Source organism: Janthinobacterium sp. GW823-FHT03B06 (assembly GCF_058796955.1).
Genome location: NZ_JBXAJE010000006.1, coordinates 112,393 through 137,539 on the forward strand (window position 1 = coordinate 112,393; position 25,147 = coordinate 137,539).

Below are 25,147 nucleotides of genomic sequence, written 5' to 3' on the forward strand. Positions count from 1 at the left end.
CGAGCTTCATGTCTAATTCACCCCTGAGCATCGAACAGTTTTTACGCGCCATGCCGAAGGTGGAGCTGCATTGCCACCTGTTCGGCACGGTGCGGCAAGCCACTTTCCGCGCGCTGGCCGCCAAGACGGGCAATGTCGTCACCCCCGAGGAAATCGACGCGTTTTATACACGCGGCGACAAGCCCGTCGGCGTGCTGCGCGTGCTGCGCGCGCTCGATGCGCACCTGATCGTCTCGCCGACGGACCTGTATTGCCTCGCCTACGAATATCTGGAAGACGTGCATGGCCACGGGGTGCGCTATGCGGAATTCTTCTGGAACCCGACCGGCACCGTGCGCGTGTCGGGCATCCGCTACGAGTCGGCGCAAGACGCCATCGTGGCCGCCATCCGCGATGCGCAAAGGGATTTTGGCGTGATCGGCCGCTTGATCCCCAGCATCGACCGTGAAGCGGCTCCCGCCGAAGCCGTGCAGATGGTGGAGTGGATGAAGGCCTACCGCGCGCCGGAAGTGATCGGCATCGGCATCGACTACCGCGAAAACGACCGTCCGCCGGAACTGTTCATCGAAGCCTACCGCGCCGCGCGCGCCGCCGGCTTCAAGTGCACGGCGCATGCGGGCGAATTCGGCATGCCGTGGATGAATGTGGCGACGGCGATAGACGAATTGCAGGTGGACCGGGTCGACCACGGCTACACGATCGTCGACAACCCGGAGCTGGCGCAGCGCTGCGTGGAACGGGGCCTGGTGTTCACCGTCGTGCCCACCAATTCGTATTATCTGCGCACACTGGCGCCCGAGCGCTGGGCGCTCGATCACCCGATCCGCGCCATGGCCAAGCTGGGCCTGAAACTGCATCCGAACACGGACGATCCGACCCTGCACCACGTGACGCCGACGGGCGCCTGGATGATGATGCGCGAATTCGGCTTCGGTCTCGACGACATGCGCGGCTTCATGTTGAATGGCCTGGACGCGGCCTGGATAGACGAGTCCACGCGGCGCGACTGGCGCGCGGAATTTGCGCGCGAATTCGACGCGTTGCGGGCAAGCGTCGTCGAGTAAATCAGGCCGATGCCGGTGGCGGGGCCAGCAGCGACGGAAACGCCCGCTGCGGGCAGCTTTGGCGCTCGCACACCTTGCAGCCCGTGCCGATCGGCGTGGCGCTGGAAGGGTCGTGCAAATCGAGTCCCTTCGAATAAATCAAGCGATGTGCCTGCGAGATGTCGCAGCCCAGCGCCACGGCAAACGTCTTGCCGGGCGCACGGAAGCCTGGCGAGGCCGTGCTGACCTGGCGCGCGATCCATAAATACGTGCAGCCGTCGGGCATGCTGGCCACTTGCGTCAGCACCTGGCCCGGATGGCTGAAGGCGTCGTAGACGATCCACAACGGACACGTGCCGCCCACCCGTGAAAAGTGAAAATCCGTGGCCGACTGGCGCTTCGAGACATTGCCCGCGCGGTCGACGCGCACGAAGAAAAACGGCAGCCCCGCCGCCTCGGGGCGCTGCATGGTGCTCAAACGGTGGCACACGGCCTCGAAGCCCACGCCGAACTGGTGCGCCAGGCGCTCGATATCGTAGGCGCGCGTTTCCGCCGCCTGTAAAAAACGCTGGTACGGCATCAAGAGGGCGCCGGCGAAATAATTGGAAAACGCCAGGCGCGCGCCCGTCTGCGCGGCCGCGCCCGAGAGCCCCGCCGCCAGCACGAGCGCGTCGATCAGGTCGCTGTGCTCGAGCAGGCTGATTTGCGCCGCCATCTGGAAGGCGCGCTGGCCGCCCGTCAGGGTGTCGGGCAAAAACAGGATGTGTTGTTGCGCATCGTAGCGGTGCTTGCGCACCATGCCCGCGTCGCCATCGGACAAGCGCACCTGGATGCCGTGGCGCTCCAGCAGCCGGCCTTGCAGCGCGTCGAGCGTGCGCAGGGAGGGATCGAGTTCGCCTGCCACCCGTTCGGCCGCCCGGTCCAGCTCATCGATATAGTTTTGCCGCCGGTTCAGGTATTCGCGCACTTCCTCGTCCGTGGAGGGCGCGGCCGAGCTGGCGCCGCGGCTGCCGTCGTCGAGGCGCGCGGCCAGCGTATCGGCCCGTTCCGCCATCACGCGGTAGCGCCGCTGCAAGAGCAAAATCGAGCGCGCCAGTTCCGGCATGTTTTCCACCAGCATTTTCAATTCCGCCATCGAGGTGGGCGGCGCGTCGGGCAATTCGCCGAACACGTCGCGCACGTCCGCCACCAGGCTGGCGCTGTCGTGTTCGGAAAAGATTTGCGGGTCAACGCCCAGCACCGTGCCGATGCGCAGCAGGATCGGCACCGTCAGCGGGCGCTGGTTGCGCTCCATCTGGTTCAGGTAGCTGGGCGAGATGCCCAGGGCCTTGGCCAGCGCCACCTGGGTCATGCGCCGCTCCTCGCGCAGCCGCTGCAGGCGCACGCCCATGAAAACCTTTGCCATCGCGTTTCCTCTTCCCCGTTTGTGGAATCTGCAAATTTACAATCTTTGCAGATTAACAGATTCGTCTTTGCATTATCTCGCATTTTCACGCCTTGTTTGCGTTGGGGATTGTGCGAATAATGCAAACAGACCTATACCAACCAGGAGACTCCGAGTGACCACGCAAAACACAATTCCGACCGTTCCCCTCTTGATCAACGGCGAATGGGTTGAATCCCGCACCACCGTCTGGCGCGACGTCGTCAACCCCGCCACGCAGGAAGTCCTGGCCAAGGTACCGTTCGCCACGCCCGATGAAGTCAACGCGGCCATCGCCTCGGCCCAGCGCGCCTTCAAAACCTGGCGCAAGACGCCGATCGGCGCCCGCGCGCGCATTTTCCTGAAATTGCAGCAGCTGATCCGCGAAAACATGGCCGACCTGGCCGCCACCCTGACGATGGAACAGGGCAAGACTTTGCTGGACGCGGAAGGCGACGTCTTCCGCGGCCTGGAAGTGGTGGAACATGCGGCCAATATCGGCACCCTGCAAATGGGCGAATACGCGCAAAACGTGGCCGGCGGCGTCGACACCTACAGCGTGATGCAGCCGCTGGGCGTGTGCGCCGGCATTACCCCATTCAATTTCCCCGCCATGATCCCCCTGTGGATGTTCCCGATGGCGATTGCCTGCGGCAATACCTTCGTGTTGAAACCATCGGAGCAAGACCCGCTCGTGACGGAAAAACTCGTGCGCCTGGCCTTGCAGGCGGGCATCCCGGCTGGCGTGTTGAACGTCATCCACGGCGGCGAAGACGTGGTCAACGCCCTGTGCGACCATCCGGACATCAAGGCGATCTCGTTTGTCGGCTCCAGCAAGGTGGGCACGCATGTGTACCAGCGCGCCAGCCTGAACGGCAAGCGCGCGCAATGCATGATGGGCGCCAAGAACCACGCCGTCGTCTTGCCGGACGCCAATAAAGAACAGACCCTGAACCAGTTGCTGGGCGCCGGTTTCGGCGCGGCCGGCCAGCGCTGCATGGCGGCGTCCGTCGCCGTGCTGGTGGGCGAGGCGCGCGAGTGGCTGCCGGAACTGGCCGCCAAGGCGCAAACCCTGACGGTGGGCGCGGGCAAGGATAATCCGGACCTGGGCCCCGTGATCTCGTGCGCGGCGAAAGAACGCGTGTTTGGCCTGATCGCCAAGGGCGTGGAGCAGGGCGCCGTGCTGACGCTCGATGGCCGCGACGTGAAGGTCGATGGCTATCCGAACGGCAACTTCGTCGGCCCGACGATCTTGTCCGGCGTAAAACCCGGCATGGTCGTGTATGACCAGGAAATCTTTGGTCCCGTCCTGATCGTCGTCGAAGTCGATACCCTGGACGAAGCCATTGAACTGGTGAATGCGAATCCGAACGGCAACGGCACGGCCCTGTTCACGCAGAGCGGCGCGGCCGCGCGCTATTTCCAGGAAGAAATCGACGTGGGCCAGGTCGGCATCAACGTGCCCATTCCCGTGCCCGTTCCCCTGTTCAGCTTTACGGGCTCGCGCGGCTCCAAGCTGGGCGACCTGGGCCCGTTCGGCAAGCAGGTCGTGCTGTTCTACACGCAGACGCAGACGATTACCCAGCGCTGGTTCACGGATGCGGCCTCGGTGGGCAAGGTCAACACCACCATCAGCCTCAAGTAAGGAGCTGCCATGGACTTTGAATTGAGCGACGAGCAGCGTGAGTTCCAGCAGGCGGCGCGTGCGTTTGCCGAAGGCGAACTGACGCCGCACGCGGCGCATTGGGATGCGGAATCGATCTTCCCCGTGGAAACCATCGCCAAGGCGGGCGAGATGGGCTTTTGCGGCCTGTACACGCCGCAGCGCTGGGGCGGCCTGGGCCTGTCCCGCCAGGATGCGGCCATCGTGTTTGAAGAGCTGGCCGGCGGCTGCACTTCGACCACGGCCTACATCACGATCCACAACATGGCCACCTGGATGCTGTCGCGCTGGGGCCAGGAAGCCCTGTGCGACGAGTGGGGGCCGGCCCTGGCCGCCGGCCAGAAGCTGGCCAGCTATTGCCTGACGGAACCGCAGTCAGGATCGGATGCGGCGTCCTTGCGCACGAAAGCCGTCAAGGAGGGCGACTTTTATGTGCTGGACGGTACGAAAGCGTTTATCTCGGGCGCGGGCCAGACGGACATGCTGATCGTCATGGCGCGCACGGGCGGCGAGGGCGCGGCCGGCATTTCCGCCTTTGCCGTGCCGGCGAATTTGCCCGGCATCGTGTATGGCAAGAAAGAAGAAAAGATGGGCTGGAACAGCCAGCCCACGCGCATCATTAGCTTCGACCAGGTGAAAGTGCCTGTCGGTAACTTGCTGGGTGCGGAAGGCGAAGGCTTTGCCATCGCCATGAAGGGCATCGATGGCGGGCGCATCAATATCGCCGTGTGCTCGGTGGGCACGGCGCAGGCGGCCCTCACGCGCGCGCAAACGTACATGAAGGAGCGCACGCAGTTCGGCCGCGAGCTGGCCCAGTTCCAGGCCCTGCAATTCAAGCTGGCCGACATGCTGACGGAACTGGTGGCGGCGCGCCAGATGGTGCGCCTGGCGGCCTGGAAACTCGACCAGGAAAGCCCGGACGCCACGGCATATTGCGCCATGGCAAAGCGTTTCGCCACGGACGTGGGTTTCAATGTGGCCAACGATGCGCTGCAGTTGCACGGCGGCTACGGCTACATCCGCGAGTACCCGCTCGAGCGCCACGTGCGCGACACGCGCGTGCACCAGATCCTGGAAGGGACGAATGAAATCATGCGCCTGATCGTCGCGCGAGCGATTTTGAAAGACGGCGCCACGGAGACCTTACGATGAGCAAAGTGTATACAAATTTACTGCTGGAACGCCGTGGCCACACGGCCCTGGTGACCCTCGACAACCCGCCCGCCCATACGTGGACCCTGGCCAGCCTGAACGCCCTGAAGGAACTGGTGGCCGACCTGAATGCGGACGCCGACGTGTACGCTCTCGTGATCACGGGCGGCGGCGCCAAGTTCTTCTCGGCCGGCGCCGATCTGAACGTATTTGCCGACGGTAACAAGGACACGGCATTCGCCATGGCCGCCGCGTTTGGCGAGGCGTTCGAGGCATTGTCCGCGTTTCGCGGCGTCAGCATCGCCGCCATCAATGGCTATGCCATGGGCGGCGGTCTTGAATGCGCGCTCGCGTGCGACATCCGCATCGCCGAGGAACACGCGCAGATGGCCTTGCCGGAAGCCTCGGTCGGCTTGCTGCCATGCGCGGGCGGCACGCAGCACTTGCCGTGGCTGGTGGGCGAAGGCTGGGCCAAGCGCATGATTTTGTGCGGCGAGAGAGTCGATGCGGCCAAGGCCCTGGCCATCGGCCTCGTCGAGGAAGTTGTTCCAACCGGCAAGGCTGCCGCCACGGCGTTGGCCCTGGCCGCCAAGGTGGCGCGCCAGAGCCCGAGCAGCGTGACGGCATGCAAGACCCTGATCCAGGGCGCGCGCAGCCGTCCGCTCGTCGATTCCCTGCCCGATGAACGCACCCTGTTCCTGGGCCTGTTCGATACGCAAGACCAGAAAGAGGGCGTGCAGGCGTTCCTGGAAAAACGTCCGGCGGAGTGGAAGAATGGTTGAGACTTTGCTTGAAACCGTGAAAATCGAGGAGCGCGACTGTCCTGGCGGCATGAAGCTGGGCGTCATCACCCTCGACGCGCCCAAATCCCTGCACGCGCTGACCCTGGACATGATACGCGCCATCGACGGCGCTCTCGTGCGCTGGGCCGCTGACGACGCCGTCGCCTGCGTGGTGCTGCAGTCGTCGACCGACAAGGCCTTTTGCGCGGGCGGCGACGTGCGCAGCCTGCGTTCGGCCGTGGTGGAACAGCCTGGTGTCGTGCCGAACCCGCAGGCGCTGGCCTTCTTTGCCGAGGAATACCGGCTCGACCACCGCATCCATACGTATGCGAAACCGCTGCTGGTGTGGGGCGGCGGCATCGTCATGGGCGGCGGCCTGGGCCTGATGGCCGGTGCCAGCCACCGGGTCGTGACGGAAAGCACGCGTATCGCCATGCCGGAAATCACCATCGGCCTGTTCCCCGACGTGGGCGGCAGCTGGTTTCTGGGCCGCATGCCGGGGCGCAGCGGTCTGTTCCTGGGTTTGACGGGCGCGCCCTTGAACGGGGCCGACGCCCTGTTCGCGGGCCTGGGCGACTATTTCCTGCGCCAGGAAGAGCGAAACATGGTGCTCGACGCGCTGACGCTGGCGCAATGGCAAGCCAGTCCGCAAGCGAACAGCGAGCAGCTGGACCGCCTGCTGCGCGGCTTCTCGGCGCCATCCTCCATGCTGCCCGTGTCCGAAGTGCGCGCTAACTTCGACGCCATCGCCGCGCTGACGCAAGCGCCCACCTTGCCCGAAGTGGTGGCCGCCATTGCCGCGTATGACGGCGATTCGGTCTGGTTGCAAAAGGCGGCCCACTCGCTGGACAAGGGCGCGCCCACTTCGGCCGCGCTGGTGTGGGCCATGCGCGAGCGCACGCGCCATCTGAGCCTGGCGCAAGTGTTCCAGCTGGAACTCATTGTCGCCGTCCAATGTTGCGCCCATGCAGACTTCAGCGAAGGCGTGCGTGCCTTGCTGATCGACAAGGACAACGCGCCGCAGTGGCAGCCGGCCAGCCTGGCCGAGGTCAGCGAGACGTATCTCAATGAATATTTCACGGCGCCATGGGATAGCCATCCTTTGCGCGACCTGCATTAAAAGAACAACAGGAGACACATATGCAACATATCGCTTTTATCGGCCTGGGCAACATGGGCGCGCCAATGGCCCGCAACCTGGTGGCCGCCGGCTTCCACGTGTCCGTGTTCGACCTGGCGCCGGCGGCTGTGGCGTCGCTGGTCGAGGCGGGCGCCACGGCAGCCGCGTCCGCCAGCGCGGCCGTGCAGACGGCGGACGCCGTCATCACCATGCTGCCAGCCAACAAGCACGTGCAGGAACTGTACCTGGCGGCAGGCGGCGTGCTCGATTCGGCCAAGCCCGGTGCCCTGTTCATCGACTGCAGCACCATCGCCGCCGACGTGGCGCGGCAAGTGGCGCAGGCGGCCAGCGAACGCGGTTTTGCCATGATCGATGCGCCCGTCTCGGGCGGCACGGCGGGCGCGGCGGCCGGCACGCTGACCTTCATCGTCGGCGGCAGCGAGGCGGCCTTGCAGCAGGCGCGTCCCCTGCTGGAAAAGATGGGTAAGAACATCTTCCATGCTGGCGAGGCGGGCGCGGGCCAGGTGGCGAAGATTTGCAACAACATGCTGCTGGGCATACTGATGGCGGGGACGGCCGAGGCGCTGAACCTGGGCGTGGCGCATGGCCTCGATCCGAAAGTCTTGTCCGACATCATGGCCAAGAGTTCGGGGCGCAACTGGACCCTGGAAGTGTACAACCCGTGGCCCGGCGTCATGGACGGCACGCCCGCGTCGCGCAATTACACGGGCGGCTTCGGCACGGCGCTGATGCTGAAGGACCTGGGTCTGGCGCAGCAGTCGGCCCTGTCGGCGAACGCGCCCACGCCCTTGGGCGGGCTGGTGCGCCAGCTGTACCAGATGCATGCGCAAGCCGGCTATGCGCAGCAGGATTTCTCCAGCATCGTGCAGATGCTGCAGCCGGGCTTGGATAAACCCGCCTGAGGAATTTTGGACAAAAAAAAGCCCGCTGGTGAAAGCGGGCTAAATCCAATTCTTGGAAGAGTTGGAGGAGACAGATGCATTATGCTGCATCGCCACATATAACTCCAATTTATCTTTCGAATATCAAATATAGATTTTCGTGATATCTCTTCCTGGCAGCCGCGTCGCGGCTGCCAGCGCCACAGTCTTAGCCTGGATTGCAGGCGATCTGCACGGTGGTCACGTTTGCTTCACCCATCACACCGACGCCCGTGTTGGGTGCCACGGTGCATTTCAAGCCGGTAGGCTGGGTAAATACGCTGATGCCATACTTGTCGCCATCGGCAACAGGCGACGCCAGAGTGAAGGTCGTGCTGCCTTTGGCCACCGTGGTTTGCGCATTGCCGTTGATCAGGACCAGGCCGTCGGCTGTCAGGCCAGTCACCGTGCCGCCTACCGTGTACGCGTTTCGCGCACAGGAAACCGATGCCTGGATACTGACGTAGTGACCGGCCGAGCCGGTTCCGCCACTGACGGTGCAAGTCATGTGGGCTGGCTGGGTCTGTACGGTGATGTTGTAGTCGGTGCCATAGTCGATGCGCTTGCCAAAGGTAAACGAGGTCTGGCCGGCTTTGATCGGGAGCGGATCGCCGCCATTGACCAGGACCAGGCCTTCGGTGTTCAAATTGCTGACGGTGCCACCGACATCATACGAGGCCTTGCCGCCGCAAGCAGCCAATCCCAGGGTCAACAGCAGCGCGGCGATAAGGCGCAGGCAGGATAACTTCATGTATTTCTCCAATCCAATATAGTGGTGACGAATCGCGTGGCTTACTGCGCCGTGCAGTTCAGTGCGGCGCCGGTCGTGGCGGCTGAGCCCATGGTGCCGACGACATCGCGGCCGTTGGCACTGGCAGAACCCACGAAACTGCACGTCTGGCCTGTTGGATACGTCGCGATGGAAATATTGTAGGCGATGCCGTCATTGACATTCGGGAACGTATAGCTGGTGCTGCCTTTCAGCGGGCTGGTGGTGATATTGCCGATGGCCAGGGTCAAACCGTCGGCGGTCAGGCCCGTGATCGTGCCGCTCAGCGGGTAGGTATTGGTCACGCAAATCACCTGGGCCGTGGTCACGGTATAGCTCGATGCCTTGCCGGCGCCATTGGTAATCGTGCACACGGCGCCTTTTGGCTGTTGCGCGATGGTGATATCGTAGCGGTCATCGGTGCTGACCAGCTTGGTGAAAACAAAGGAAGTCTGGCCTGAGGTGACAGGCAGGCGTTCGCCGTCATTCAGCAGAATCAGGCCATCTTTTGCCAGATTGACGACTTGGCCGCTCAGATACAGATTGCCGCCGCTGCCGCCGCAGGCCGCCAATGTGACGGCGCAAGCCGCCGCCAGCATCGAGCGCAGGTACAAATTTTTCATACATTCTCCAAAACGAATTAGGTTGGGTAGCGCAACGCGGACGCTGGCGCCGCATTGGAATGGCGCCTATTTTAGTCTATCTGGCAAGCCGGATGATCTTGCCTTGTATCACCCTGTAACAATTTTTCGCCGGGAAGCGCCGGCCCGGCCCCATTTCATGGGGGCGCCGCCATGCCGGCGGCGGCGATCGGTGCGACAATAGCTGCGGGCTGCGCACCGTGACGCGGCATCTATATAGTGAGTTCCATGTCTCTTGCCCCTGTAAAACCTGCCGTGCCGCCCAAGGCCATCCTCTTCGACCTCGACGATACCTTGTGGCCCATCGCGCCCGTGATTGCCGCCGCCGAAACCCTGCTGCACGACTGGCTGGCCACGCATGCGCCCAAGGTGGCGCAGCAGTTTTCCATCGAGCTGTTGCGCCAGCACCGTCTGGCCATGCTCAATGAACAACCGCATTTCCATGGCAATTTGATCGAGCTGCGCCGCGCGGGCTTGCTGACCGCCTTCGAGGCCGCCGGCGAAGATCCCGCCCTGGTCGACGGCGCCATCGCGCAGTTCCTGGCCGCGCGCCATCGCGTGCAGCCGTATGACGATGTCTTGCCCGGCCTGGCCTGGATGGGGCAGCGCATGCTGGTCGGCTCTATCTCGAATGGCAATGCGGACCTTGAAATTATCGGCCTGGCGCAGCATTTTAAAGTGTCGATTGCCGCCAGCGATTTTGGCGTCGCCAAGCCTGACGCCAGCATCTTCCTGGCCGCTTGCGCCGCGCTGGGCGTGGCGCCGCATGAGGCCGTGTATGTCGGCGACGATCTGTATTTCGACGTGACGGGGGCGCAAGGGGCGGGCATGCGTGCCGTGTGGATGAACCGCAAGGGCAGCGACGCTCACCTGGCCGCCGGCGTGCAGCCCGACGCCATCTGCGCCAACTTTGATGAATTGCTGCTGTGGCTGCAGGGGCAGCTGGAAGATTGATCGCCGTCGGACGGGCGAACGTGCATAATAGGCGCTGTTGATGCACGTTCGGCCGCTTTCGTTGCCGCTTGCTTAACAATATGCTTGTTTAAAGAATATTTGCTTACCTAAGACACCATGCAACTCGATACACGTGCCCAAACACTGCTGAAAGCCCTGGTCGAGCGATATATCGCCGACGGCCTGCCGGTCGGTTCGCGCGCCTTGTCGAAAATTTCCGGCCTCGACCTGTCGCCGGCCACGATCCGCAACATCATGGCCGACCTGGAAGAGCTCGGTTATGTGTCCAGTCCGCATACTTCGGCCGGACGCATCCCCACGCCGCGTGGCTACCGCATCTTTGTCGACACCTTGCTGACCGTCCGGCACCTGGACGAGCACCTGGTGGAGTCGCGCATGCGCCTGCAGACGCCGCAGCCGCAAAAAACCATCGCCAACGCGGCGCAGATGCTGTCGTCGCTGTCGCAGTTCGCCGGCGTCGTGCTCAGCCCGCGCCGCGAATCCGTGTTCCAGCAAATCGAATTCCTGCGCCTGTCCGAAAAGCGCATCCTGCTCGTCATCGTCGCGCCCGGCGGCGATGTGCAGAACCGTTTATTGCTGACGGAGGCCGACTATACGCCGGCGCAACTGGTGCAATCGGCTAATTACATCAACCAGAATTATGGCGGCCTGTCGTTCGACGCCGTGCGCGTGCGCCTGCAAGGCGAGCTGCGCCAGTTGCGCGACGACATGGGCAGTTTGATGCAGGCGGCCGTGGAGGCGGGCAGCGAAGCGATGGCCGACCATAGCGACGACATGGTCATTTCCGGCGAGCGCAACTTGCTCAGCGTGAGCGATCTGTCATCGAATATGCATTCGCTGCGCCAGATGTTCGACATGTTCGAGCAAAAGACGGGCTTGATGCAGCTGCTCGACGTGTCGAGCAAGGCGACGGGCGTGCAGATTTTCATCGGCGGCGAATCGAACCTGGTGCCGATGGATGAGATGAGCGTGGTGACGGCGCCGTATGAAGTCAACGGCAAGATCGTGGGAACGCTGGGAGTGATCGGACCGACGCGCATGGCTTACGAGCGCGTCATTCCGATCGTCGACATCACGGCCAAGCTGCTGTCGAGCGCGCTCAGCCATCATTGATGCGGTTCAATGCTGCGCCGGCCGGCCCCTTGCGGGAACGGCCGGCGTGGGTCAGGCTGTTTTGTGCGGGCAAGCTGTCTTGGTGCAGTTGCCGTAGATGGCCAGGGCGTGTTCGGCGATCTTGAAGCCGCGCTCTTCGGCCACTTTTTGCTGGCGGATTTCGATTTCTTCGTCGAAGAATTCTTCGACCCGGCCACAGTCGAGGCACACCAGGTGGTCGTGGTGGGAGCCTTCGTTGAGTTCGAAAATCGCCTTGCCGGTTTCAAAATGGTTGCGGTTAAGCAAGCCGGCTTGTTCGAATTGCGTGAGGACACGGTAGACAGTTGCCAAGCCGACATCCATATTGTCGGCCAGCAGAATCTTGTAGACGTCTTCCGCGGTCAGGTGGCGTACCGGGCTACTCTGGAAGATATCGAGTATCTTCAGCCGTGGCAGGGTGGCTTTCAGGCCGCTTGCCTTGAGATCACTAGGATTGTTACTCATGTTTGTTGCTCGTATGTGGGTCAGGTGCTTTATCATATAGCGTTTTGTCGGGGAGTGCCAAAATATGCTTTTTTTTGGCGGGCCGGTCACTCCTGGCGTTTTGTTCATCCAATTGAGGTCATTTATGCGCGTAACCCCGGCTGTATTGCCATCTCTCTGGCACCGTATTTCATTTCGAGCACCAGTCGTGGCAGGCATGGTCTGTGTCGCGCTGGCCGTGTCCGGCTGCGCCAACCGTGGCATTCTTGGCGAAAAGCCGGCAGCTGCTCAAAAAGAAGGCAAGGCACTGGTTCCCGAACAGGGCGCACAAACGACCACCATTACGCCGCTGCAAAAATTCATGTGGTTTTTCTCGCCCTACCGTCCTGACATTCAACAAGGCAACTTTGTCTCCGAAGAGATGCTGGCCCAGTTGAAAGTAGGCATGACGCGCGACCAGGTGCGTTTCGTCCTCGGCACTTCGCTGCTGACCGATATCTTCCATGCCGACCGCTGGGATTATCCATTCCGCCTGGCGCGGGGCAGTGGCGAAACCACCAGCAGCCGCGTGGTCGTGTACTTCGGCAAGGATGGCAAGGTTGAACGTTTCGAAGGCGGCAACTTGCCGACGGAGAAAGAGTATATCGACCGCATCGCCGGTCCGTCGCCATTCGCCAAGGTCGCCAAGGCTGACGTGCCTGCCGCCGTCGTGCCATCGCCCGTGGCGCCAAGCGCCGTGCCGGTACCGGCCGATGCCGCTCCTGCCATTCCTGTGAGCAAGCCTGACGTTGCACCAGCACCAGCAACGGCGCCTGCCGCCGAGCCAGCACCGACGCCTGCCGCCGAACCCACCAAATAAGTTGTTGTAAGAGAATAAAATGACTGAACTGAAAATTGCCATCGCTGGCGCCAGCGGCCGCATGGGCCATATCCTGATCGAAGCGGTCAGCAACGCACCCGACGCCGTGCTGGCCGGCGCCCTCGACCGCGCCGGCTCGCCGTCCGTCGGCCAGGATGCCGCCGCCTTTCTCGGCAAGCCTGCCGGCGTGCTGATCGCGTCGGACCTTGCCACCGGCCTGGCCAATGCCGATTACCTGATCGACTTCACGCGCCCCGAAGGCACTTTGCAGCACCTGGCGTATTGCGCCGAGCATGGCATCAAGATGATCATCGGCACCACCGGTTTCGATGACGCGGGCAAGGCCGCCATTGCCGCCGCCGCCGAAAAGACGGCCATCATGTTCGCGCCGAACATGAGCGTGGGCGTGAATGTCACCATGAAGCTGCTGGAACTGGCCGCGAAAAGCCTGTCCGAAGGCTACGACATCGAAATTATCGAAGCGCATCACCGCTTCAAGGTCGATGCGCCATCGGGCACGGCCCTGCAAATGGGTGAAGTGGTGGCCGGCGCCCTGGGCCGCGACCTGAAGGAATGCGCCGTGTACGGCCGCGAAGGCGTGACGGGCGAACGCGATCCGTCGACCATCGGCTTTGCCACCATCCGCGGCGGCGATATCGTCGGCGACCATACGGTGCTGTTTGCCGGCATCGGCGAGCGCATCGAGATCAGCCACAAATCGAGCAGCCGCGTCACCTACGCCCACGGCGCCCTGCGCGCCGCGCGTTTCCTGGCCGACAAGCCGACGGGCCTGTTCGACATGCAGGATGTGCTGTCGCTGAAGAACTGAGGAGTACCATGGCCACTGCCCTCCTGAATGGAAAAGACATCACCGATGAAGCGAGCTTTCACGCACAATGCGTGCAAGCCTTCGGTTTCCCCGCGTTCTACGGCAACAGCATGGATGCCTGGGTCGATTGCCTCAGCTACCTGCGCGACGATGAAAACATGACGCAGTTCCGTTTGAAACCGAACGAAGTGCTGGACATCGTGGTGCAGGACGCTGACGTGATGAAGGCGCAAGTGCCTGATTTGCTGGAAGAAATCACGTTTTGCATCGCCGGCATCAATGAGCGCTATGACGATTACGGTGAAAAACCGGCATTGAAACTGGTACTCAAGTGAATGGAATCGTAGGTCGGATTAGGCCCTGCGGGCCGTAATCCGACAACATTGTTGGCTGTGCAGGTCGGACTGCGCGCAAGCGCCTCGGCGGCCCCGCTAATCCGACCTACGTCCAGACGACCAACATTTACACCACCTTGCGCTCACGCAAGCCGTCAATCTCCGCACCGTCCAATCCCAGCCACTGCTGCAATACCTCGTCCGTATGCTGCCCCAGCAAGGGCGGCGGCAAGCGGTATTGCACCGGCGAGCCGGACAGGCGCACGGGATTGGCCACCAGCGCCACCGTGCCCGCCGTCGGATGCGGCATCTCCACTTTCAAGCCACGCGCCACCACTTGCGGGTCGGCAAAGACCTGGTCGATGCGGTTGACGGGGCCGCACGGCACGGCTTGCGCCTCGAACGCGCTGATCCACTCTGCCGTCGTGCGCATGACCGTGGTCTGGCGCATCAACGGTATCAACACCGCCCGGTGCGCCACGCGCTGCGGGTTGGTGGCGAAGCGTTCGTCCTGTGCCCATTCCGGGTGGCCGGCGACGGCGCAAAAACGCGAAAACTGTCCATCGTTGCCGATCGCCAGAATCATGTCGCCATCGGCCGTGGGAAAGTCTTGATACGGAACAATGTTCGGATGCGCATTGCCCATGCGCTGCGGCACCTTGCCTCCGCATAAGTAGTTGGCGGCCTGGTTGCCCAGCGCGGCCACTTGCACGTCGAGCAGGGCCAGGTCGATATGCTGGCCCAGGCCCGAGCGCTCGCGTTCGGCCAATGCGGCCTGCACGGCGATGGTGGCGTACAGGCCCGTCAGGATGTCCGTTTGCGCCACACCCACTTTTTGCGGTCCGGCGCCCGGCTGGCCATCGGGCACGCCCGTGATGCTCATCAGGCCGCCCATGCCCTGGATTAAGAAGTCATAGCCGGCGCGCGCCGCATACGGCCCATCCTGGCCGAAACCCGTGATGGAGCAGTACACGAGGCGCGGGTTGAGCGCCAGCAAGCTCGCCGCATCGAGGCCGTATTGCTTCAATCCGTCCAATTTGAAATTTTCCAGCAGCACGTCCGATTCGGCGGCCAGCTTGCGCACCAGGGCTTGCCCTTCAGGGGCAGCCAGGTCGATGCACAAGGAGCGCTTGTTGCGGTTGGCGCACTGGAAGTAGGCGGCCTCGGCCGTATCGCGGCCGTCCGCGTCTTTCAGATACGGCGGCCCCCAGGAGCGCGTGTCGTCGCCGCGTCCCGGCTGCTCGACCTTGACGACGTCGGCGCCGAGGTCGGCCAGCATTTGCCCGGCCCACGGGCCGGCCAGCACGCGCGACAGGTCGAGCACGCGCAAGCCGCTCAACGGCGCGGGCCGCAGGGTGGAAGCCAGGGCGTCCATCAGTTGCTGAAGGCGGCGATGCCGGTGATGGCGCGGCCGATGATCAGCGCGTGCACATCGTGCGTGCCTTCATAGGTGTTCACCACTTCCAGGTTGACCAGGTGGCGGATCACGCCGAACTCGTCGGAAATGCCGTTGCCGCCCATCATGTCGCGCGCCATGCGGGCGATGTCCAGTGCCTTGCCGCAGCTGTTGCGTTTCATGATGGACGTGATTTCCACGGCGGGCGAGCCCTCATCCTTCATGCGGCCCAGGCGCAAGCAGCCTTGCAAGCCCATGGTGATTTCCGTCAGCATGTCGGCCAGTTTCTTTTGCACCAGCTGGTTCGCAGCCAATGGGCGGCCGAATTGCTGGCGGTCCATCGTGTACTGGCGCGCCTTCAGGTAGCAGTCTTCGGCCGCGCCCAGCGCGCCCCAGGCGATGCCGTAGCGGGCGCTGTTCAGGCAAGTAAATGGACCTTTCAGGCCGCGCACGTCGGGGAAGGCGTTTTCTTCCGGGCAAAATACTTCATCCATGACGATTTCGCCGGTGATGCTGGTACGCAAGCCCACCTTGCCGTGGATTTCCGGCGCCGACAGGCCTTTCCAGCCTTTTTCCAGCACGAAGCCGCGGATCGCGCCTTCATCGTCCTTGGCCCAGACGACGAACACGTCGGCGATCGGGCTGTTGGTGATCCACATCTTGGCGCCGGAGATACTGTAGCCGCCCGGCACCTTGCGCGCGCGCGTGACCATGCTGCCCGGGTCGGAGCCGTGGTTTGGTTCCGTCAGGCCGAAGCAGCCGATGAATTCGCCCGTCGCCAGTTTCGGCAGGTATTTCTGCTTGGTTTCTTCGTTGCCGAAGGCATTGATCGGCACCATCACCAGCGACGATTGCACGCTCATCATCGAGCGGTAGCCCGAATCGACGCGCTCGACTTCGCGCGCGGCCAGGCCGTAGCAGACGTAGTTCAGGCCGGCGCCGCCGTATTCTTCGGGTATCGTCGTGCCCAGCAAGCCCAGCTCGCCCATTTCGCGGAAGATGGCGGCGTCCGTGCGGCCATGGCGGAACGATTCAAGCACGCGCGGCACCAGGCTGCCCTGGCAATAGTCGCGGGCCGCTTCCAGCACGGCGCGTTCGTCGCCCGTCAGTTGTTCTTCCAGCAGCAGGGGGGAATTCCAGTCGAATACGGTTTTGCTCATCACAGGCCTCGCAGGTGAGCGCCGGTGATCGGCGCAAGATTGAATATGGCTCATGGTAGGTTTTTGCCTAGCCTTGCGCAAACGATTTTTTTGCACCCAGACATGCGTGATGCGCATATCTTGCGGCATACTGGAGCCTTTCACCGGCCCGATACCCCCATGTCACGCAAAATTCCCATGCTGCAAGCGCTAAATTGTTTCGAAGCGGCCGCGCGCCACCAGAGCTATACGCATGCGGCGCGCGAACTGTCGCTGACGCAAAGCGCCGTGTCGCGGCAGATATCTTCCCTGGAAAGCTTTCTTGGCGTGCAACTGTTTCAGCGCACGCGCCATGGCGTGCTGCTGACCAGCGCCGGCGCCGCGTATGCGCGGCAGATCGCGGCCCGTCTCGACGGCCTGGAGCGCGACACGCTCGACACCATGGCGCGCCAGGGCGGTGGCGGCGCCTTGCAGCTGGCCTCGGTACCCACGTTTGCCACGCGCTGGCTGATGCCGCGGCTGTCGTCGCTGGCCGGTTTGCACCCCGATATCGTCGTGCATATCGATGCCTATACAAAGCCGTTCATGTTTGCCGATACGGAATACGACGGCGCCTTGTACGCGGGTACGCCCGAGCAGCTGGCGCGCTGGCCCGGCACGCGCGCCACCTTGCTCATGCACGAAGAAATCGTGCCTGTCGCCAGCCCGCGCCTGCTGGCGGCGCGCAGCGCCTGGCAGCCGCAGGATTTATTGGAACTGACCTTGTTGCAGCAAAGTACGCGCCCGGGCGCCTGGCGCCAGTGGTTTGACGCCATGCAGGTCGATGGGGAACTGGCGCGCTACGGCGCCCGCTATGAGTTGTTTTCCATGCTGGCCATGGCGGCCGTGCAGGGGCAGGGCGTGGTCTTGCTGCCCCGTATGCTGGTCGAAGCGGAACTGGCGCGCGGCGAGCTGCGCATCGCATGCGAGCGCCCACTGCGCGGCCAGCGTGCGTATTACCTGATCACGCCCGAGGCGGCACATGAGAAACTGGCCTTGCAGCAGTTCCGCGTATGGCTGCAAGACGAGGCGGCCTAGACGACCTTGGCCGTATCGAAGTGGGGATTGTCGATCAGGCCGATCTGGTTGCCGAAGGGGTCGAGCAATTCCACCGTGCGGATGCCGTCGCCCACGTCCGTGATCGGATGGTGCAGGCTGCCGCCCAGTGCAACGATGCGTTCGACTTCCTGCTCGATGCCGTCCACGCCCCAGTACGTCACGCTGCCCTGCGTGCCAGGCTGGCCGTCCGGCAGCAGCCCCAGCTCGAAGCCGCCGATGGCAAAGCCGACATAGAACGGCTGGTCGAAATACGGTGCCGTGCCGAATACCTGGCTGTACCAGGCTTTGGCCTTGTCCAGGTCGGGGACGGGATAGGTGACGGTACGCAAGCCCTTGATCATGTTCTGCTCCTGGTGAATGAAGAATAACGCCATCATGCCACCGGCGTGCGCGTGGCGATTGGAAAAATGGAAGGCGCTCACGCGCGCCGGCCCGCCAGCCACGCGTCGGGCGAGCTGCGGGCGAATTCCTGGAAGTCGTGGATCAGGTGCGACTGATCGAAATAACCATATTGCAAGGCCATCTGCGCCCAGTCCTGCTGTCCCGCCATGCTTTGCATGGCCTGGCAGGCGGCGCGGAAACGACAGATGCGGGCAAACAGCTTCGGGCTGATGCCCACTTGCTGGCGAAATTGCAGCGCCAGGTGCTGGCGCGACACGCCCAGCTGCTGCGCCAGTCCATCCACGCGCACCTGCCCCGATGCCGCCTCAATGGCCGCGATGGCATGGTCGGCCGCGCCGGCCTGGCGCCGTGGCGGCGCGGCGCGCAGGCGCAGCAGCAGATATTCTTGCAAAATGGCAATTCTTTGTGCGTTGGACAAGGGCTCGCTCCATAGCGCGTCGCCCAGGCGCGCCGCCAGCTCGCGGCCCCATAGCTGCTGCAATCCCGTGCGGCCATCGTTGAGTTCGCACAAGGGCAGCTGGAAGAAGCGTGCCGCCGCGCCCGGCTTGAAGCGGGCCGCCACCGTCTGCACCAGACCCTGGCTGACGACGGTAATCGGCGCCGTCATCATGCCGACGGCAAAGCTGGCGTCCTGCTGGTCCTGGCACAGAATATCGATGCAATTGTCGGGCAAGACCTGGTGCGTGAAGGGCGTGGCGCCCGTCTGCACGCGGCAGGTCCAGACGCAGTCCAGCCAGGGGCGCAGGGCGGGGAGGGGCGGATATTCCTGGTAGACGATCATGGCCGGCTTTGATGCAAAGAACAAGATTGCCCATATATTACACAGCATAATTGTGCGCTTGCCAAAATTTGCCGGCCCGGGCCGCCAGCGCGCCGCGCTATCGGGCGGCGACAACCAGTATAATGCTCGGTTCATATCCACTATTGGCCGCACATCATGCAAGATAAATATAGTCCCGCCGACGTCGAACAAGCCGCCCAATCGCACTGGAAGGCGATCGACGCCTATAAAGCCGTCGAACACGACCCGCGTTTCCCAAAAGGCAAGTATTTTGCCTGCTCGATGCTGCCTTACCCTTCGGGCAAGCTGCACATGGGTCACGTGCGCAACTATACGATCAATGACGTGATGTACCGCTACCTGCGCATGAACGGCTACAACGTGCTCATGCCGATGGGTTGGGATGCGTTCGGCATGCCGGCGGAAAACGCGGCCATGGCCAACAACGTGCCGCCTGCGCAATGGACGTATTCGAACATCGCCCACATGAAGCAGCAGATGGAATCGATGGGCCTGGCCATCGACTGGTCGCGCGAAATGACCGCCTGCAAGCCCGAATACTACAAATGGAACCAGTGGATGTTCCTCAAGATGCTGGAAAAAGGCATCATCTACAAGAAGACGGGTACCGTGAACTGGGACCCGATCGACCAGACCGTGCTGGCCAACGAACAAGTGGTCGACGGCAAGGGCTGGCGTTCCGGCGCGCTGATCGAAAAGCGCGAAATCCCCATGTACTACGCGCGCATCACCGATTACGCGGAAGAGCTGCTGGCCTATGTCGATGACAAGCTGCCGGGCTGGCCCGAGCGCGTGCGCATCATGCAGACCAACTGGATCGGCAAATCGACGGGCGTGCGCTTCGCCTTCCCGCATGCGATCAAGGACGCGAACGGCGCCCTGATTGGCGACGGCAAGCTGTACGTCTTTACTACCCGTCCGGACACCGTCATGGGCGTGACCTTCTGCGCCGTGGCCGCCGAACACCCGCTGGCCATCCACGCCGCGCAGACGAATCCTGCTCTGGCCGCGTTCAACGCCGAATGCAAGCTCGGTTCCGTGATCGAGGCAGACATGGCAACGATGGAAAAGAAGGGCATGCCGACCGGCCTGTTCGTCACCCATCCGCTGACGGGCGCGCAAGTGGAAGTCTGGGTCGGCAACTACGTGCTGATCACCTACGGCGACGGCGCCGTGATGGGCGTGCCGGCGCACGACGAACGCGATTTCGGCTTTGCCAAGAAATACAATCTGCCGATCAAGCAAGTGATCGAAGTCAAGGGCCAGGAATTTTCGACGGACGCCTGGCAGGAATCGTATGGCAGCAAGGATGGCGTGTGCATCGCCTCCGGCAAATACGACGGCCTGCATTTCGCGTCCGCCGTCGATGCGGTGGCCGCCGACCTGGCGGAGCTGGGCCTGGGCGAAAAGAAAACCACGTTCCGCCTGCGCGACTGGGGCATTTCGCGCCAGCGCTACTGGGGCACGCCGATCCCGATGATCCATTGCGCCGACTGCGGCGTGGTGCCGGTGCCGGAAAAAGACCTGCCGGTGGTGCTGCCGGAAGACTGCGTGCCGGACGGCACGGGCAACCCGCTGAACAAATATGAAGCCTTCCTGCAGTGCGACTGCCCGCAGTGCGGCAAGCCGGCGCGCCGCGAGACGGACACCATGGATACCTTCGTCGATTCGTCGTGGTACTACATGCGCTATACCTCGCCAGGCTCGAACGACGCCATGGTCGACGCGCGCAACGATTACTGGATGCCGATGGACCAGTACATCGGCGGCATCGAACACGCCGTCATGCACTTGCTGTACGCGCGCTTCTGGACCAAGATCATGCGCGACTTCGGCCTGGTCAAGTTCGACGAGCCGTTCGTCAACCTGCTGACGCAAGGCATGGTGCTCAACGAAACGTACTTCCGCAAGGACGCCGCCGGCAAGACCACCTGGTTCAACCCGGACGACGTGCGCTTGTCGCTCGACGACAAGGGCCGTCCGCAGTCCGCCGTCCTGGTGGCCGACGGCCAGCCTGTGGAAATTGGCGGCACGGAAAAAATGTCGAAGTCGAAGAACAACGGCATCGACCCGCAAGCGCAGATCGAGCAGTACGGCGCCGACACGGCCCGTCTGTTCACTATGTTCGCCTCGCCGCCGGAACAGACCCTGGAATGGTCGGGCAGCGGTGTCGAAGGCGCGAACCGCTTCCTGCGCCGCGTGTGGAACTTCGGCTATGCCCAGTCGGCAACGATCCAGGCCGCACTGGCTGGCGGCGCCGCACCGGCCACGGGCGACGCGCAGAAAAACCTGCGCCGCGAATTGCACAAGCTGCTGCAGCAAGCCGATTACGACTTGAAGCGCATCCAGTACAACACCGTGGTGTCGGCCTGCATGAAGATGCTCAACACGCTGGAATCGGCCAAGCTGGACGATAGCGCGCAGTCGAAGGCGCTGATCGCCGAAGGCTTCTCGATCTTCCTGCGCCTGCTCAATCCCGTCGCGCCGCACATCACCCACGTCTTGTGGGAAGAGCTGGGCTATGCGGGCGTGCACGGCGATCTGCTGAACGTGGCCTGGCCGCAGGTCGACCCGCAAGCGCTGGAGCAGTCCGAGATCGAGATGATGATCCAGGTGAACGGCAAGCTGCGCGGCTCGATCACGGTGGCCAAGGATGCGGACAAGGCCAGCATCGAAGCGGCCGCGCTGGCGTGCGAAAGTGTGCAGAAGTACGTCGAGACCACGCCGAAGAAGATCATCGTCGTGCCAGGCAAGTTAATCAGCATCGTGGTGTAATCATGACGACTTCCTCTCAAGTATCGCTGTTGGGCCGCCGCGCCGTGCTGGCGTTGGGCCTGACCGTCCTGCTGTCGGCCTGCGGCTTTCACTTGCGCGGTTCGAACGGCAGTTTCATGCTGCCGTTCGCGACGATGTACATCGGCTTGCCCGAGTCGTCGCCGCTGGCGATCGGCCTGAAGCGCTATATCCGCGCCATTGGCAGCACGGAGGTGGTCAATACCAGGGATGGCGCCGACGCCGTCCTTGAAGTGATCTCCGATCCGGAGATGAATCGTACCAAGACCATTTTGTCCCTGAACACCAGCGGCCGCGTACAAGAGTATCAACTCGGCTATTCGATCAATTTCCGCGTGGTGGACAAGGCCGGCAACCAGTTGCTGGCGCCGACGACCATCAGTCTGGTGCGCCCCATCACCTTCGACGACAGGCAGGTACTGGCCAAGGAAACCGAGGAAGCGGCGCTGTACCGCGACATGCGCAACGACCTGGTGCAGCAGATCATGCGCCGCCTGGCCGCCATCAAGCCGGTGCTGCCGGCCATGTCGGTGGCGCCGGTGACGCCGGCCGCGCCGGCCGCCCCGCAGCAGTAACGGGGACGCCATGCAATTGCGGATAGATGCGCTCGATGGGCATGTGGCCAAGCCGCTGGCGCAGCTGTATGTGATCACCAGCGACGAACACTTGCTGGCGCTGGAAGCGGCCGACAAGATCCGCCGCGCGGCGCGCGCGCAGGGCTACTCCGAGCGCGACGTGCTGACGGTGGAGCGCAGCTTCAAGTGGGGTGAACTGCTGGCGGCGAACCAGGAGCTGTCGCTGTTCGGCGATAAAAAACTGATCGAACTGCGCATCCCCACGGGCAAGCCGGGCAAGGATGGCGGCGCGGCGCTGCAAAGCTACGCGAAAAACCTCAGTCCCGACAACCTGACCCTGATCACCTTGCCCAAGCTGGATTGGGCCACGCAAAAGGCGGCCTGGGTCGCCAGCCTGCAGCAGGCGGCCGTGTATATCGACATTCCGAATGTGGAACGGGCACAGTTGCCGGCGTGGATATCGCAGCGCCTGGCCGCGCAGGGGCAAAGCGCCGAGCGTGCCAGCATCGACTTCATCGCCGAACGGGTGGAAGGCAATTTGCTCGCGGCGCACCAGGAAATCCAGAAACTGGGCTTGCTGCACGCAGCGGGCAAGCTGACGTACGAACAAGTGCAGGACGCGGTGCTGAACGTGGCCCGCTACGATGTCTTCAAGCTGTCCGAAGCCATGCTGGCCGGCGACCCGGCGCGCCTGGTGCGCATGCTCGAAGGCTTGAAAGGCGAGGGCGAGGCGCTGCCGCTGGTCTTGTGGGCCGTCTCCGAGGAAATCCGCACGCTGTTAAAATTGAAGGCCGGCATGGCGCAAGGGCGTCCGTTGGGCGCGCTGCTGAAGGAATACCGCATCTGGGGTCCGCGCGAGCGGATGATGGAACCGGCCCTGCGGCGCATTTCGCTGCCCGTGCTGGAAGCGGCGCTGCAGCAGGCGGCGCAGGTGGACAAGATGATCAAGGGTTTGCGCGCCAAGGGCTACGCGGGCGATGCCTGGGACGCCATGCTGCAACTGGGTCTGAAGATCGCCCGAGGCTAGTTTTTTACTATATGGATACGAGCATGGACATCACAGAATATATGCAGGACGTGGGCACGCGCGCGCGCGTCGCTTCGCGCGCCATGGCGCGTGCCGACAGCGCCACGCGCAACCGCGCCTTGACCCTGATCGCCGCCGCCATCGTGCGCGATGCCGATCTGCTGCGCGCGGCCAACCAGCGCGACCTCGATGCGGCGGCCGCCGCCGGCTTGGCGCCGGCCATGCTCGACCGCCTGACCCTGTCCGACGCCGCCATCGCCACCATGGTCGAAGGCTTGACGCAAATCGTGTCGCTGGCCGACCCGATCGGCGAAATCTCGAACATGAAATTCCGTCCGACGGGCATCCAGGTGGGCCAGATGCGCGTGCCGCTGGGCGTCATCGGCATCATCTATGAAGCGCGTCCGAACGTGACGGTGGACGCGGCCGGCCTGTGCATCAAGAGCGGCAACGCGACGATCTTGCGCGGCGGCTCGGAAGCGATTCACTGCAACCGCGCGCTGGCCAAGCTGGTGGCCGAGGGCTTGCTGGGTGCCGGCCTGCCTGCCGATGCCGTGCAAGTGATCGACACCACCGACCGCGCCGCCGTCGGCGCTTTGATCACCATGCCGCAGTATGTGGACGTCATCGTGCCGCGCGGCGGCAAAGGCCTGATCGCGCGCCTGATGGAAGAGGCCACCGTGCCGATGATCAAGCACCTCGACGGCATCTGTCACGTCTACATCGACGCCAAGGCGGACCTGAAAAAAGCCGTCGATATCGGCTTCAACGCGAAGTGCCACCGCTACGGCACTTGCAACACCATGGAAACCCTGCTGGTGGCGCGCGCCATCGCACCGGCCGTGCTGCCGCAGCTGGCCGAACTGTACCTGACCAAACAGGTGGAACTGCGCGCCGATCCGGAAAGCCATGCGATCCTGGCCGCCGCCGCTTATCCGCACCTGGTAGCGGCCACCGAGGAAGACTGGTCCACCGAATACCTGGCCGCCATCCTGTCGGTGAAGGTGGTCGACGGCATTGACGAAGCGATGGACCACATCAACCGGTATTCGTCGAAGCACACGGAGTCCATCATCACGGAAGACTACAGCGATGCGCTGCGCTTCCTGCGCGAAGTCGATTCCGCCTCGGTGATGGTGAACGCCTCGACGCGTTTCGCCGACGGCTTCGAATATGGCCTGGGGGCCGAGATCGGCATCTCGAACGACAAGCTGCACGCGCGCGGCCCGGTGGGCCTGGAAGGCCTGACCTCGCTCAAGTACGTGGTCTTCGGCCACGGCGAAGTACGCAAATAGTCTCATTCGAGGGCGGCCCACAAGGCGGCCCGCGCTCTTGTTTCTCTCCACCTCTGACATTGGGAACCCCATGCTCTTTCTCTGGACCAAAGCCTTCCACATCATCTTCGTCATTTCCTGGTTCGCCGGCCTGTTTTATTTGCCGCGCATCTTCGTGAACCTGGCGATGGAGACGGAAACGGTGGCCACCGAGCGCCTGCTGCTGATGGCGCGCAAGTTGTACCGCTTCATGTCGCTGCTGGCGCTGCCGGCGATGGTGCTGGGGCTGGCGTTGATGTGGATGCTGTATGGCGGGAGCCAAGGCGGCATGAAGATGCCGGGCTGGATGCACGCCAAACTGACCTTCGTGGTGCTGCTGCTCGGCTATCACCACGCTTGCGGTTCCATCCTGCGCAAGTTTGAAAAAGGTCTTAACAAGCGCAGTCACACCTGGTTCCGCTGGTTTAATGAAGTGCCGGTGGTGATGCTGCTGGCCGTCGTCGTGCTGGTCGTGGTCAAGCCTTTCTAAGGGAG

At 63.2% G+C, this 25,147-nt stretch carries 24 protein-coding genes and 1 pseudogene; 17 read left to right on the forward strand and 8 right to left on the reverse strand.

The features are described 5' to 3' along the window. Positions 1 to 8 precede the first annotated feature (8 nt). The gene (locus AC1RBA_RS19840; RefSeq protein ID WP_492419643.1) at positions 9 to 1,064 is read left to right on the forward strand and encodes an adenosine deaminase family protein; all 1,056 of its coding nucleotides are present in this window, start codon (positions 9 to 11) and stop codon (positions 1,062 to 1,064) included. 1 nt (position 1,065) lies between these two features. Here the strand turns inward: AC1RBA_RS19840 and AC1RBA_RS19845 are convergent, their stop codons facing one another. Beyond that, the gene (locus tag AC1RBA_RS19845) at positions 1,066 to 2,448 is read right to left on the reverse strand and encodes a short-chain fatty acyl-CoA regulator family protein (protein ID WP_070220554.1); all 1,383 of its coding nucleotides are present in this window, start codon (positions 2,446 to 2,448) and stop codon (positions 1,066 to 1,068) included. Positions 2,449 to 2,602: 154 nt separating this feature from the next. On the opposite strand from AC1RBA_RS19845, the gene AC1RBA_RS19850 reads away from it, so the two are divergent. The 5 genes and pseudogenes from AC1RBA_RS19850 to mmsB form a co-directional block, all read left to right on the forward strand. After that, on the forward strand, positions 2,603 to 4,111 hold the full coding sequence (locus tag AC1RBA_RS19850; protein ID WP_492419644.1) for a CoA-acylating methylmalonate-semialdehyde dehydrogenase: 1,509 nt from the start codon (positions 2,603 to 2,605) through the stop codon (positions 4,109 to 4,111). Between the two features lie 9 nt (positions 4,112 to 4,120). Further along, positions 4,121 to 5,281, forward strand: coding sequence for an acyl-CoA dehydrogenase family protein (locus AC1RBA_RS19855; protein WP_492419645.1), 1,161 nt, complete (start codon positions 4,121 to 4,123; stop codon positions 5,279 to 5,281). Then, positions 5,278 to 6,063, forward strand: a complete 786-nt coding sequence (locus AC1RBA_RS19860; protein ID WP_492419646.1) for an enoyl-CoA hydratase — start codon at positions 5,278 to 5,280, stop codon at positions 6,061 to 6,063. Before AC1RBA_RS19855 ends, AC1RBA_RS19860 begins: the two co-directional genes overlap by 4 nt. Further along, positions 6,056 to 7,183: an enoyl-CoA hydratase/isomerase family protein gene (locus AC1RBA_RS19865; protein ID WP_492419647.1), complete on the forward strand. Its 1,128-nt coding sequence runs from the start codon at positions 6,056 to 6,058 to the stop codon at positions 7,181 to 7,183. The genes AC1RBA_RS19860 and AC1RBA_RS19865 overlap by 8 nt, the downstream gene beginning before the upstream one ends. Positions 7,184 to 7,197: 14 nt before the next feature. Beyond that, positions 7,198 to 8,106: pseudogene (gene mmsB / locus AC1RBA_RS19870) on the forward strand (3-hydroxyisobutyrate dehydrogenase); the annotation flags it as partial. Positions 8,107 to 8,293: 187 nt separating this feature from the next. Here mmsB and AC1RBA_RS19875 read toward each other — a convergent pair. Both AC1RBA_RS19875 and AC1RBA_RS19880 read right to left on the reverse strand, forming a co-directional pair. Continuing rightward, positions 8,294 to 8,875 carry a hypothetical protein gene (locus AC1RBA_RS19875; protein WP_492419648.1) on the reverse strand — a complete coding sequence of 194 codons (582 nt, stop codon included), beginning with the start codon at positions 8,873 to 8,875 and terminating at the stop codon, positions 8,294 to 8,296. A gap of 41 nt (positions 8,876 to 8,916) precedes the next feature. After that, on the reverse strand, positions 8,917 to 9,516 hold the full coding sequence (locus AC1RBA_RS19880; RefSeq protein ID WP_070220540.1) for a hypothetical protein: 600 nt from the start codon (positions 9,514 to 9,516) through the stop codon (positions 8,917 to 8,919). A 246-nt stretch (positions 9,517 to 9,762) separates the two neighbouring features. On the opposite strand from AC1RBA_RS19880, the gene AC1RBA_RS19885 reads away from it, so the two are divergent. Together AC1RBA_RS19885 and hrcA are read left to right on the forward strand one after the other, a co-directional pair. Continuing rightward, positions 9,763 to 10,488 carry an HAD family hydrolase gene (locus AC1RBA_RS19885; protein ID WP_070220538.1) on the forward strand — a complete coding sequence of 242 codons (726 nt, stop codon included), beginning with the start codon at positions 9,763 to 9,765 and terminating at the stop codon, positions 10,486 to 10,488. Between the two features lie 117 nt (positions 10,489 to 10,605). Then, positions 10,606 to 11,622 carry a heat-inducible transcriptional repressor HrcA gene (gene hrcA / locus AC1RBA_RS19890; RefSeq protein WP_034745713.1) on the forward strand — a complete coding sequence of 339 codons (1,017 nt, stop codon included), beginning with the start codon at positions 10,606 to 10,608 and terminating at the stop codon, positions 11,620 to 11,622. A gap of 51 nt (positions 11,623 to 11,673) precedes the next feature. Here hrcA and fur read toward each other — a convergent pair whose 3' ends face one another. Then, on the reverse strand, positions 11,674 to 12,105 hold the full coding sequence (gene fur, locus AC1RBA_RS19895; protein ID WP_034745717.1) for a ferric iron uptake transcriptional regulator: 432 nt from the start codon (positions 12,103 to 12,105) through the stop codon (positions 11,674 to 11,676). Between the two features lie 196 nt (positions 12,106 to 12,301). Between fur and AC1RBA_RS19900 the strand changes: the two genes are divergently transcribed. From AC1RBA_RS19900 to AC1RBA_RS19910, 3 genes are read left to right on the forward strand one after another with little or no spacing between them, the layout of a single operon-like run. Beyond that, the gene (locus tag AC1RBA_RS19900; protein WP_492419755.1) at positions 12,302 to 12,943 is read left to right on the forward strand and encodes an outer membrane protein assembly factor BamE; all 642 of its coding nucleotides are present in this window, start codon (positions 12,302 to 12,304) and stop codon (positions 12,941 to 12,943) included. Between the two features lie 19 nt (positions 12,944 to 12,962). After that, entirely contained in the window at positions 12,963 to 13,772 is an 810-nt protein-coding gene (gene dapB / locus AC1RBA_RS19905) for a 4-hydroxy-tetrahydrodipicolinate reductase (protein WP_099374061.1), read from the forward strand. Positions 13,773 to 13,780: 8 nt separating this feature from the next. Continuing rightward, positions 13,781 to 14,107 (forward strand): barstar family protein, encoded by a 327-nt coding sequence (locus tag AC1RBA_RS19910; protein ID WP_492419649.1) that lies wholly within the window; start codon positions 13,781 to 13,783, stop codon positions 14,105 to 14,107. Between the two features lie 127 nt (positions 14,108 to 14,234). Here AC1RBA_RS19910 and AC1RBA_RS19915 read toward each other — a convergent pair whose 3' ends face one another. Continuing rightward, complete coding sequence (locus tag AC1RBA_RS19915; protein ID WP_492419650.1) at positions 14,235 to 15,482, reverse strand: CaiB/BaiF CoA transferase family protein; 1,248 nt, start codon at positions 15,480 to 15,482, stop codon at positions 14,235 to 14,237. Continuing rightward, complete coding sequence (locus AC1RBA_RS19920) at positions 15,482 to 16,663, reverse strand: acyl-CoA dehydrogenase (protein ID WP_070220528.1); 1,182 nt, start codon at positions 16,661 to 16,663, stop codon at positions 15,482 to 15,484. Before AC1RBA_RS19920 ends, AC1RBA_RS19915 begins: the two co-directional genes overlap by 1 nt. A 159-nt stretch (positions 16,664 to 16,822) precedes the next feature. Between AC1RBA_RS19920 and AC1RBA_RS19925 the strand changes: the two genes are divergently transcribed. Next, positions 16,823 to 17,719 (forward strand): LysR substrate-binding domain-containing protein, encoded by an 897-nt coding sequence (locus AC1RBA_RS19925; protein WP_070220526.1) that lies wholly within the window; start codon positions 16,823 to 16,825, stop codon positions 17,717 to 17,719. Here AC1RBA_RS19925 and AC1RBA_RS19930 read toward each other — a convergent pair. Next, the gene (locus AC1RBA_RS19930) at positions 17,716 to 18,117 is read right to left on the reverse strand and encodes a VOC family protein (protein WP_227742056.1); all 402 of its coding nucleotides are present in this window, start codon (positions 18,115 to 18,117) and stop codon (positions 17,716 to 17,718) included. The two genes, AC1RBA_RS19925 and AC1RBA_RS19930, sit on opposite strands and share 4 nt — an antisense overlap. A gap of 41 nt (positions 18,118 to 18,158) precedes the next feature. Continuing rightward, positions 18,159 to 18,947, reverse strand: coding sequence for a DUF6597 domain-containing transcriptional factor (locus AC1RBA_RS19935; protein ID WP_492419651.1), 789 nt, complete (start codon positions 18,945 to 18,947; stop codon positions 18,159 to 18,161). A gap of 132 nt (positions 18,948 to 19,079) precedes the next feature. On the opposite strand from AC1RBA_RS19935, the gene leuS reads away from it, so the two are divergent. From leuS to AC1RBA_RS19960, 5 genes are all read left to right on the forward strand, one after another. Continuing rightward, a complete protein-coding gene (gene leuS, locus AC1RBA_RS19940; protein WP_492419652.1) occupies positions 19,080 to 21,719 on the forward strand; it encodes a leucine--tRNA ligase in 2,640 nt (879 codons plus the stop codon). A gap of 2 nt (positions 21,720 to 21,721) precedes the next feature. Continuing rightward, a complete protein-coding gene (locus tag AC1RBA_RS19945; protein WP_492419653.1) occupies positions 21,722 to 22,312 on the forward strand; it encodes an LPS-assembly lipoprotein LptE in 591 nt (196 codons plus the stop codon). Positions 22,313 to 22,322: 10 nt separating this feature from the next. Further along, positions 22,323 to 23,339, forward strand: coding sequence for a DNA polymerase III subunit delta (gene holA / locus AC1RBA_RS19950; protein ID WP_058048018.1), 1,017 nt, complete (start codon positions 22,323 to 22,325; stop codon positions 23,337 to 23,339). Positions 23,340 to 23,350: 11 nt separating this feature from the next. After that, positions 23,351 to 24,634: a glutamate-5-semialdehyde dehydrogenase gene (locus AC1RBA_RS19955; protein ID WP_492419654.1), complete on the forward strand. Its 1,284-nt coding sequence runs from the start codon at positions 23,351 to 23,353 to the stop codon at positions 24,632 to 24,634. Positions 24,635 to 24,704: 70 nt separating this feature from the next. Then, entirely contained in the window at positions 24,705 to 25,142 is a 438-nt protein-coding gene (locus AC1RBA_RS19960; RefSeq protein ID WP_070220518.1) for a CopD family protein, read from the forward strand. Positions 25,143 to 25,147: the final 5 nt, after the last annotated feature.

What these genes read in the sequence shown, in the direction of transcription:
- fur (WP_034745717.1), bottom strand. Translation starts at nt 12,105, where the DNA reads ATGAGTAACAATCCTAGTGATCTCAAGGCAAGCGGCCTGAAAGCCACC.
- AC1RBA_RS19860 (WP_492419646.1), top strand. Translation starts at nt 5,278, where the DNA reads ATGAGCAAAGTGTATACAAATTTACTGCTGGAACGCCGTGGCCACACG.
- leuS (WP_492419652.1), top strand. Translation starts at nt 19,080, where the DNA reads ATGCAAGATAAATATAGTCCCGCCGACGTCGAACAAGCCGCCCAATCG.
- AC1RBA_RS19880 (WP_070220540.1), bottom strand. Translation starts at nt 9,516, where the DNA reads ATGAAAAATTTGTACCTGCGCTCGATGCTGGCGGCGGCTTGCGCCGTC.
- AC1RBA_RS19955 (WP_492419654.1), top strand. Translation starts at nt 23,351, where the DNA reads ATGGATACGAGCATGGACATCACAGAATATATGCAGGACGTGGGCACG.
- AC1RBA_RS19930 (WP_227742056.1), bottom strand. Translation starts at nt 18,117, where the DNA reads ATGATGGCGTTATTCTTCATTCACCAGGAGCAGAACATGATCAAGGGC.
- dapB (WP_099374061.1), top strand. Translation starts at nt 12,963, where the DNA reads ATGACTGAACTGAAAATTGCCATCGCTGGCGCCAGCGGCCGCATGGGC.
- AC1RBA_RS19865 (WP_492419647.1), top strand. Translation starts at nt 6,056, where the DNA reads ATGGTTGAGACTTTGCTTGAAACCGTGAAAATCGAGGAGCGCGACTGT.
- AC1RBA_RS19915 (WP_492419650.1), bottom strand. Translation starts at nt 15,482, where the DNA reads ATGGACGCCCTGGCTTCCACCCTGCGGCCCGCGCCGTTGAGCGGCTTG.
- AC1RBA_RS19840 (WP_492419643.1), top strand. Translation starts at nt 9, where the DNA reads ATGTCTAATTCACCCCTGAGCATCGAACAGTTTTTACGCGCCATGCCG.
- AC1RBA_RS19845 (WP_070220554.1), bottom strand. Translation starts at nt 2,448, where the DNA reads ATGGCAAAGGTTTTCATGGGCGTGCGCCTGCAGCGGCTGCGCGAGGAG.
- AC1RBA_RS19910 (WP_492419649.1), top strand. Translation starts at nt 13,781, where the DNA reads ATGGCCACTGCCCTCCTGAATGGAAAAGACATCACCGATGAAGCGAGC.
- hrcA (WP_034745713.1), top strand. Translation starts at nt 10,606, where the DNA reads ATGCAACTCGATACACGTGCCCAAACACTGCTGAAAGCCCTGGTCGAG.
- AC1RBA_RS19925 (WP_070220526.1), top strand. Translation starts at nt 16,823, where the DNA reads ATGTCACGCAAAATTCCCATGCTGCAAGCGCTAAATTGTTTCGAAGCG.
- AC1RBA_RS19855 (WP_492419645.1), top strand. Translation starts at nt 4,121, where the DNA reads ATGGACTTTGAATTGAGCGACGAGCAGCGTGAGTTCCAGCAGGCGGCG.
- holA (WP_058048018.1), top strand. Translation starts at nt 22,323, where the DNA reads ATGCAATTGCGGATAGATGCGCTCGATGGGCATGTGGCCAAGCCGCTG.
- AC1RBA_RS19875 (WP_492419648.1), bottom strand. Translation starts at nt 8,875, where the DNA reads ATGAAGTTATCCTGCCTGCGCCTTATCGCCGCGCTGCTGTTGACCCTG.
- AC1RBA_RS19885 (WP_070220538.1), top strand. Translation starts at nt 9,763, where the DNA reads ATGTCTCTTGCCCCTGTAAAACCTGCCGTGCCGCCCAAGGCCATCCTC.
- AC1RBA_RS19960 (WP_070220518.1), top strand. Translation starts at nt 24,705, where the DNA reads ATGCTCTTTCTCTGGACCAAAGCCTTCCACATCATCTTCGTCATTTCC.
- AC1RBA_RS19900 (WP_492419755.1), top strand. Translation starts at nt 12,302, where the DNA reads ATGGTCTGTGTCGCGCTGGCCGTGTCCGGCTGCGCCAACCGTGGCATT.
- AC1RBA_RS19945 (WP_492419653.1), top strand. Translation starts at nt 21,722, where the DNA reads ATGACGACTTCCTCTCAAGTATCGCTGTTGGGCCGCCGCGCCGTGCTG.
- AC1RBA_RS19920 (WP_070220528.1), bottom strand. Translation starts at nt 16,663, where the DNA reads ATGAGCAAAACCGTATTCGACTGGAATTCCCCCCTGCTGCTGGAAGAA.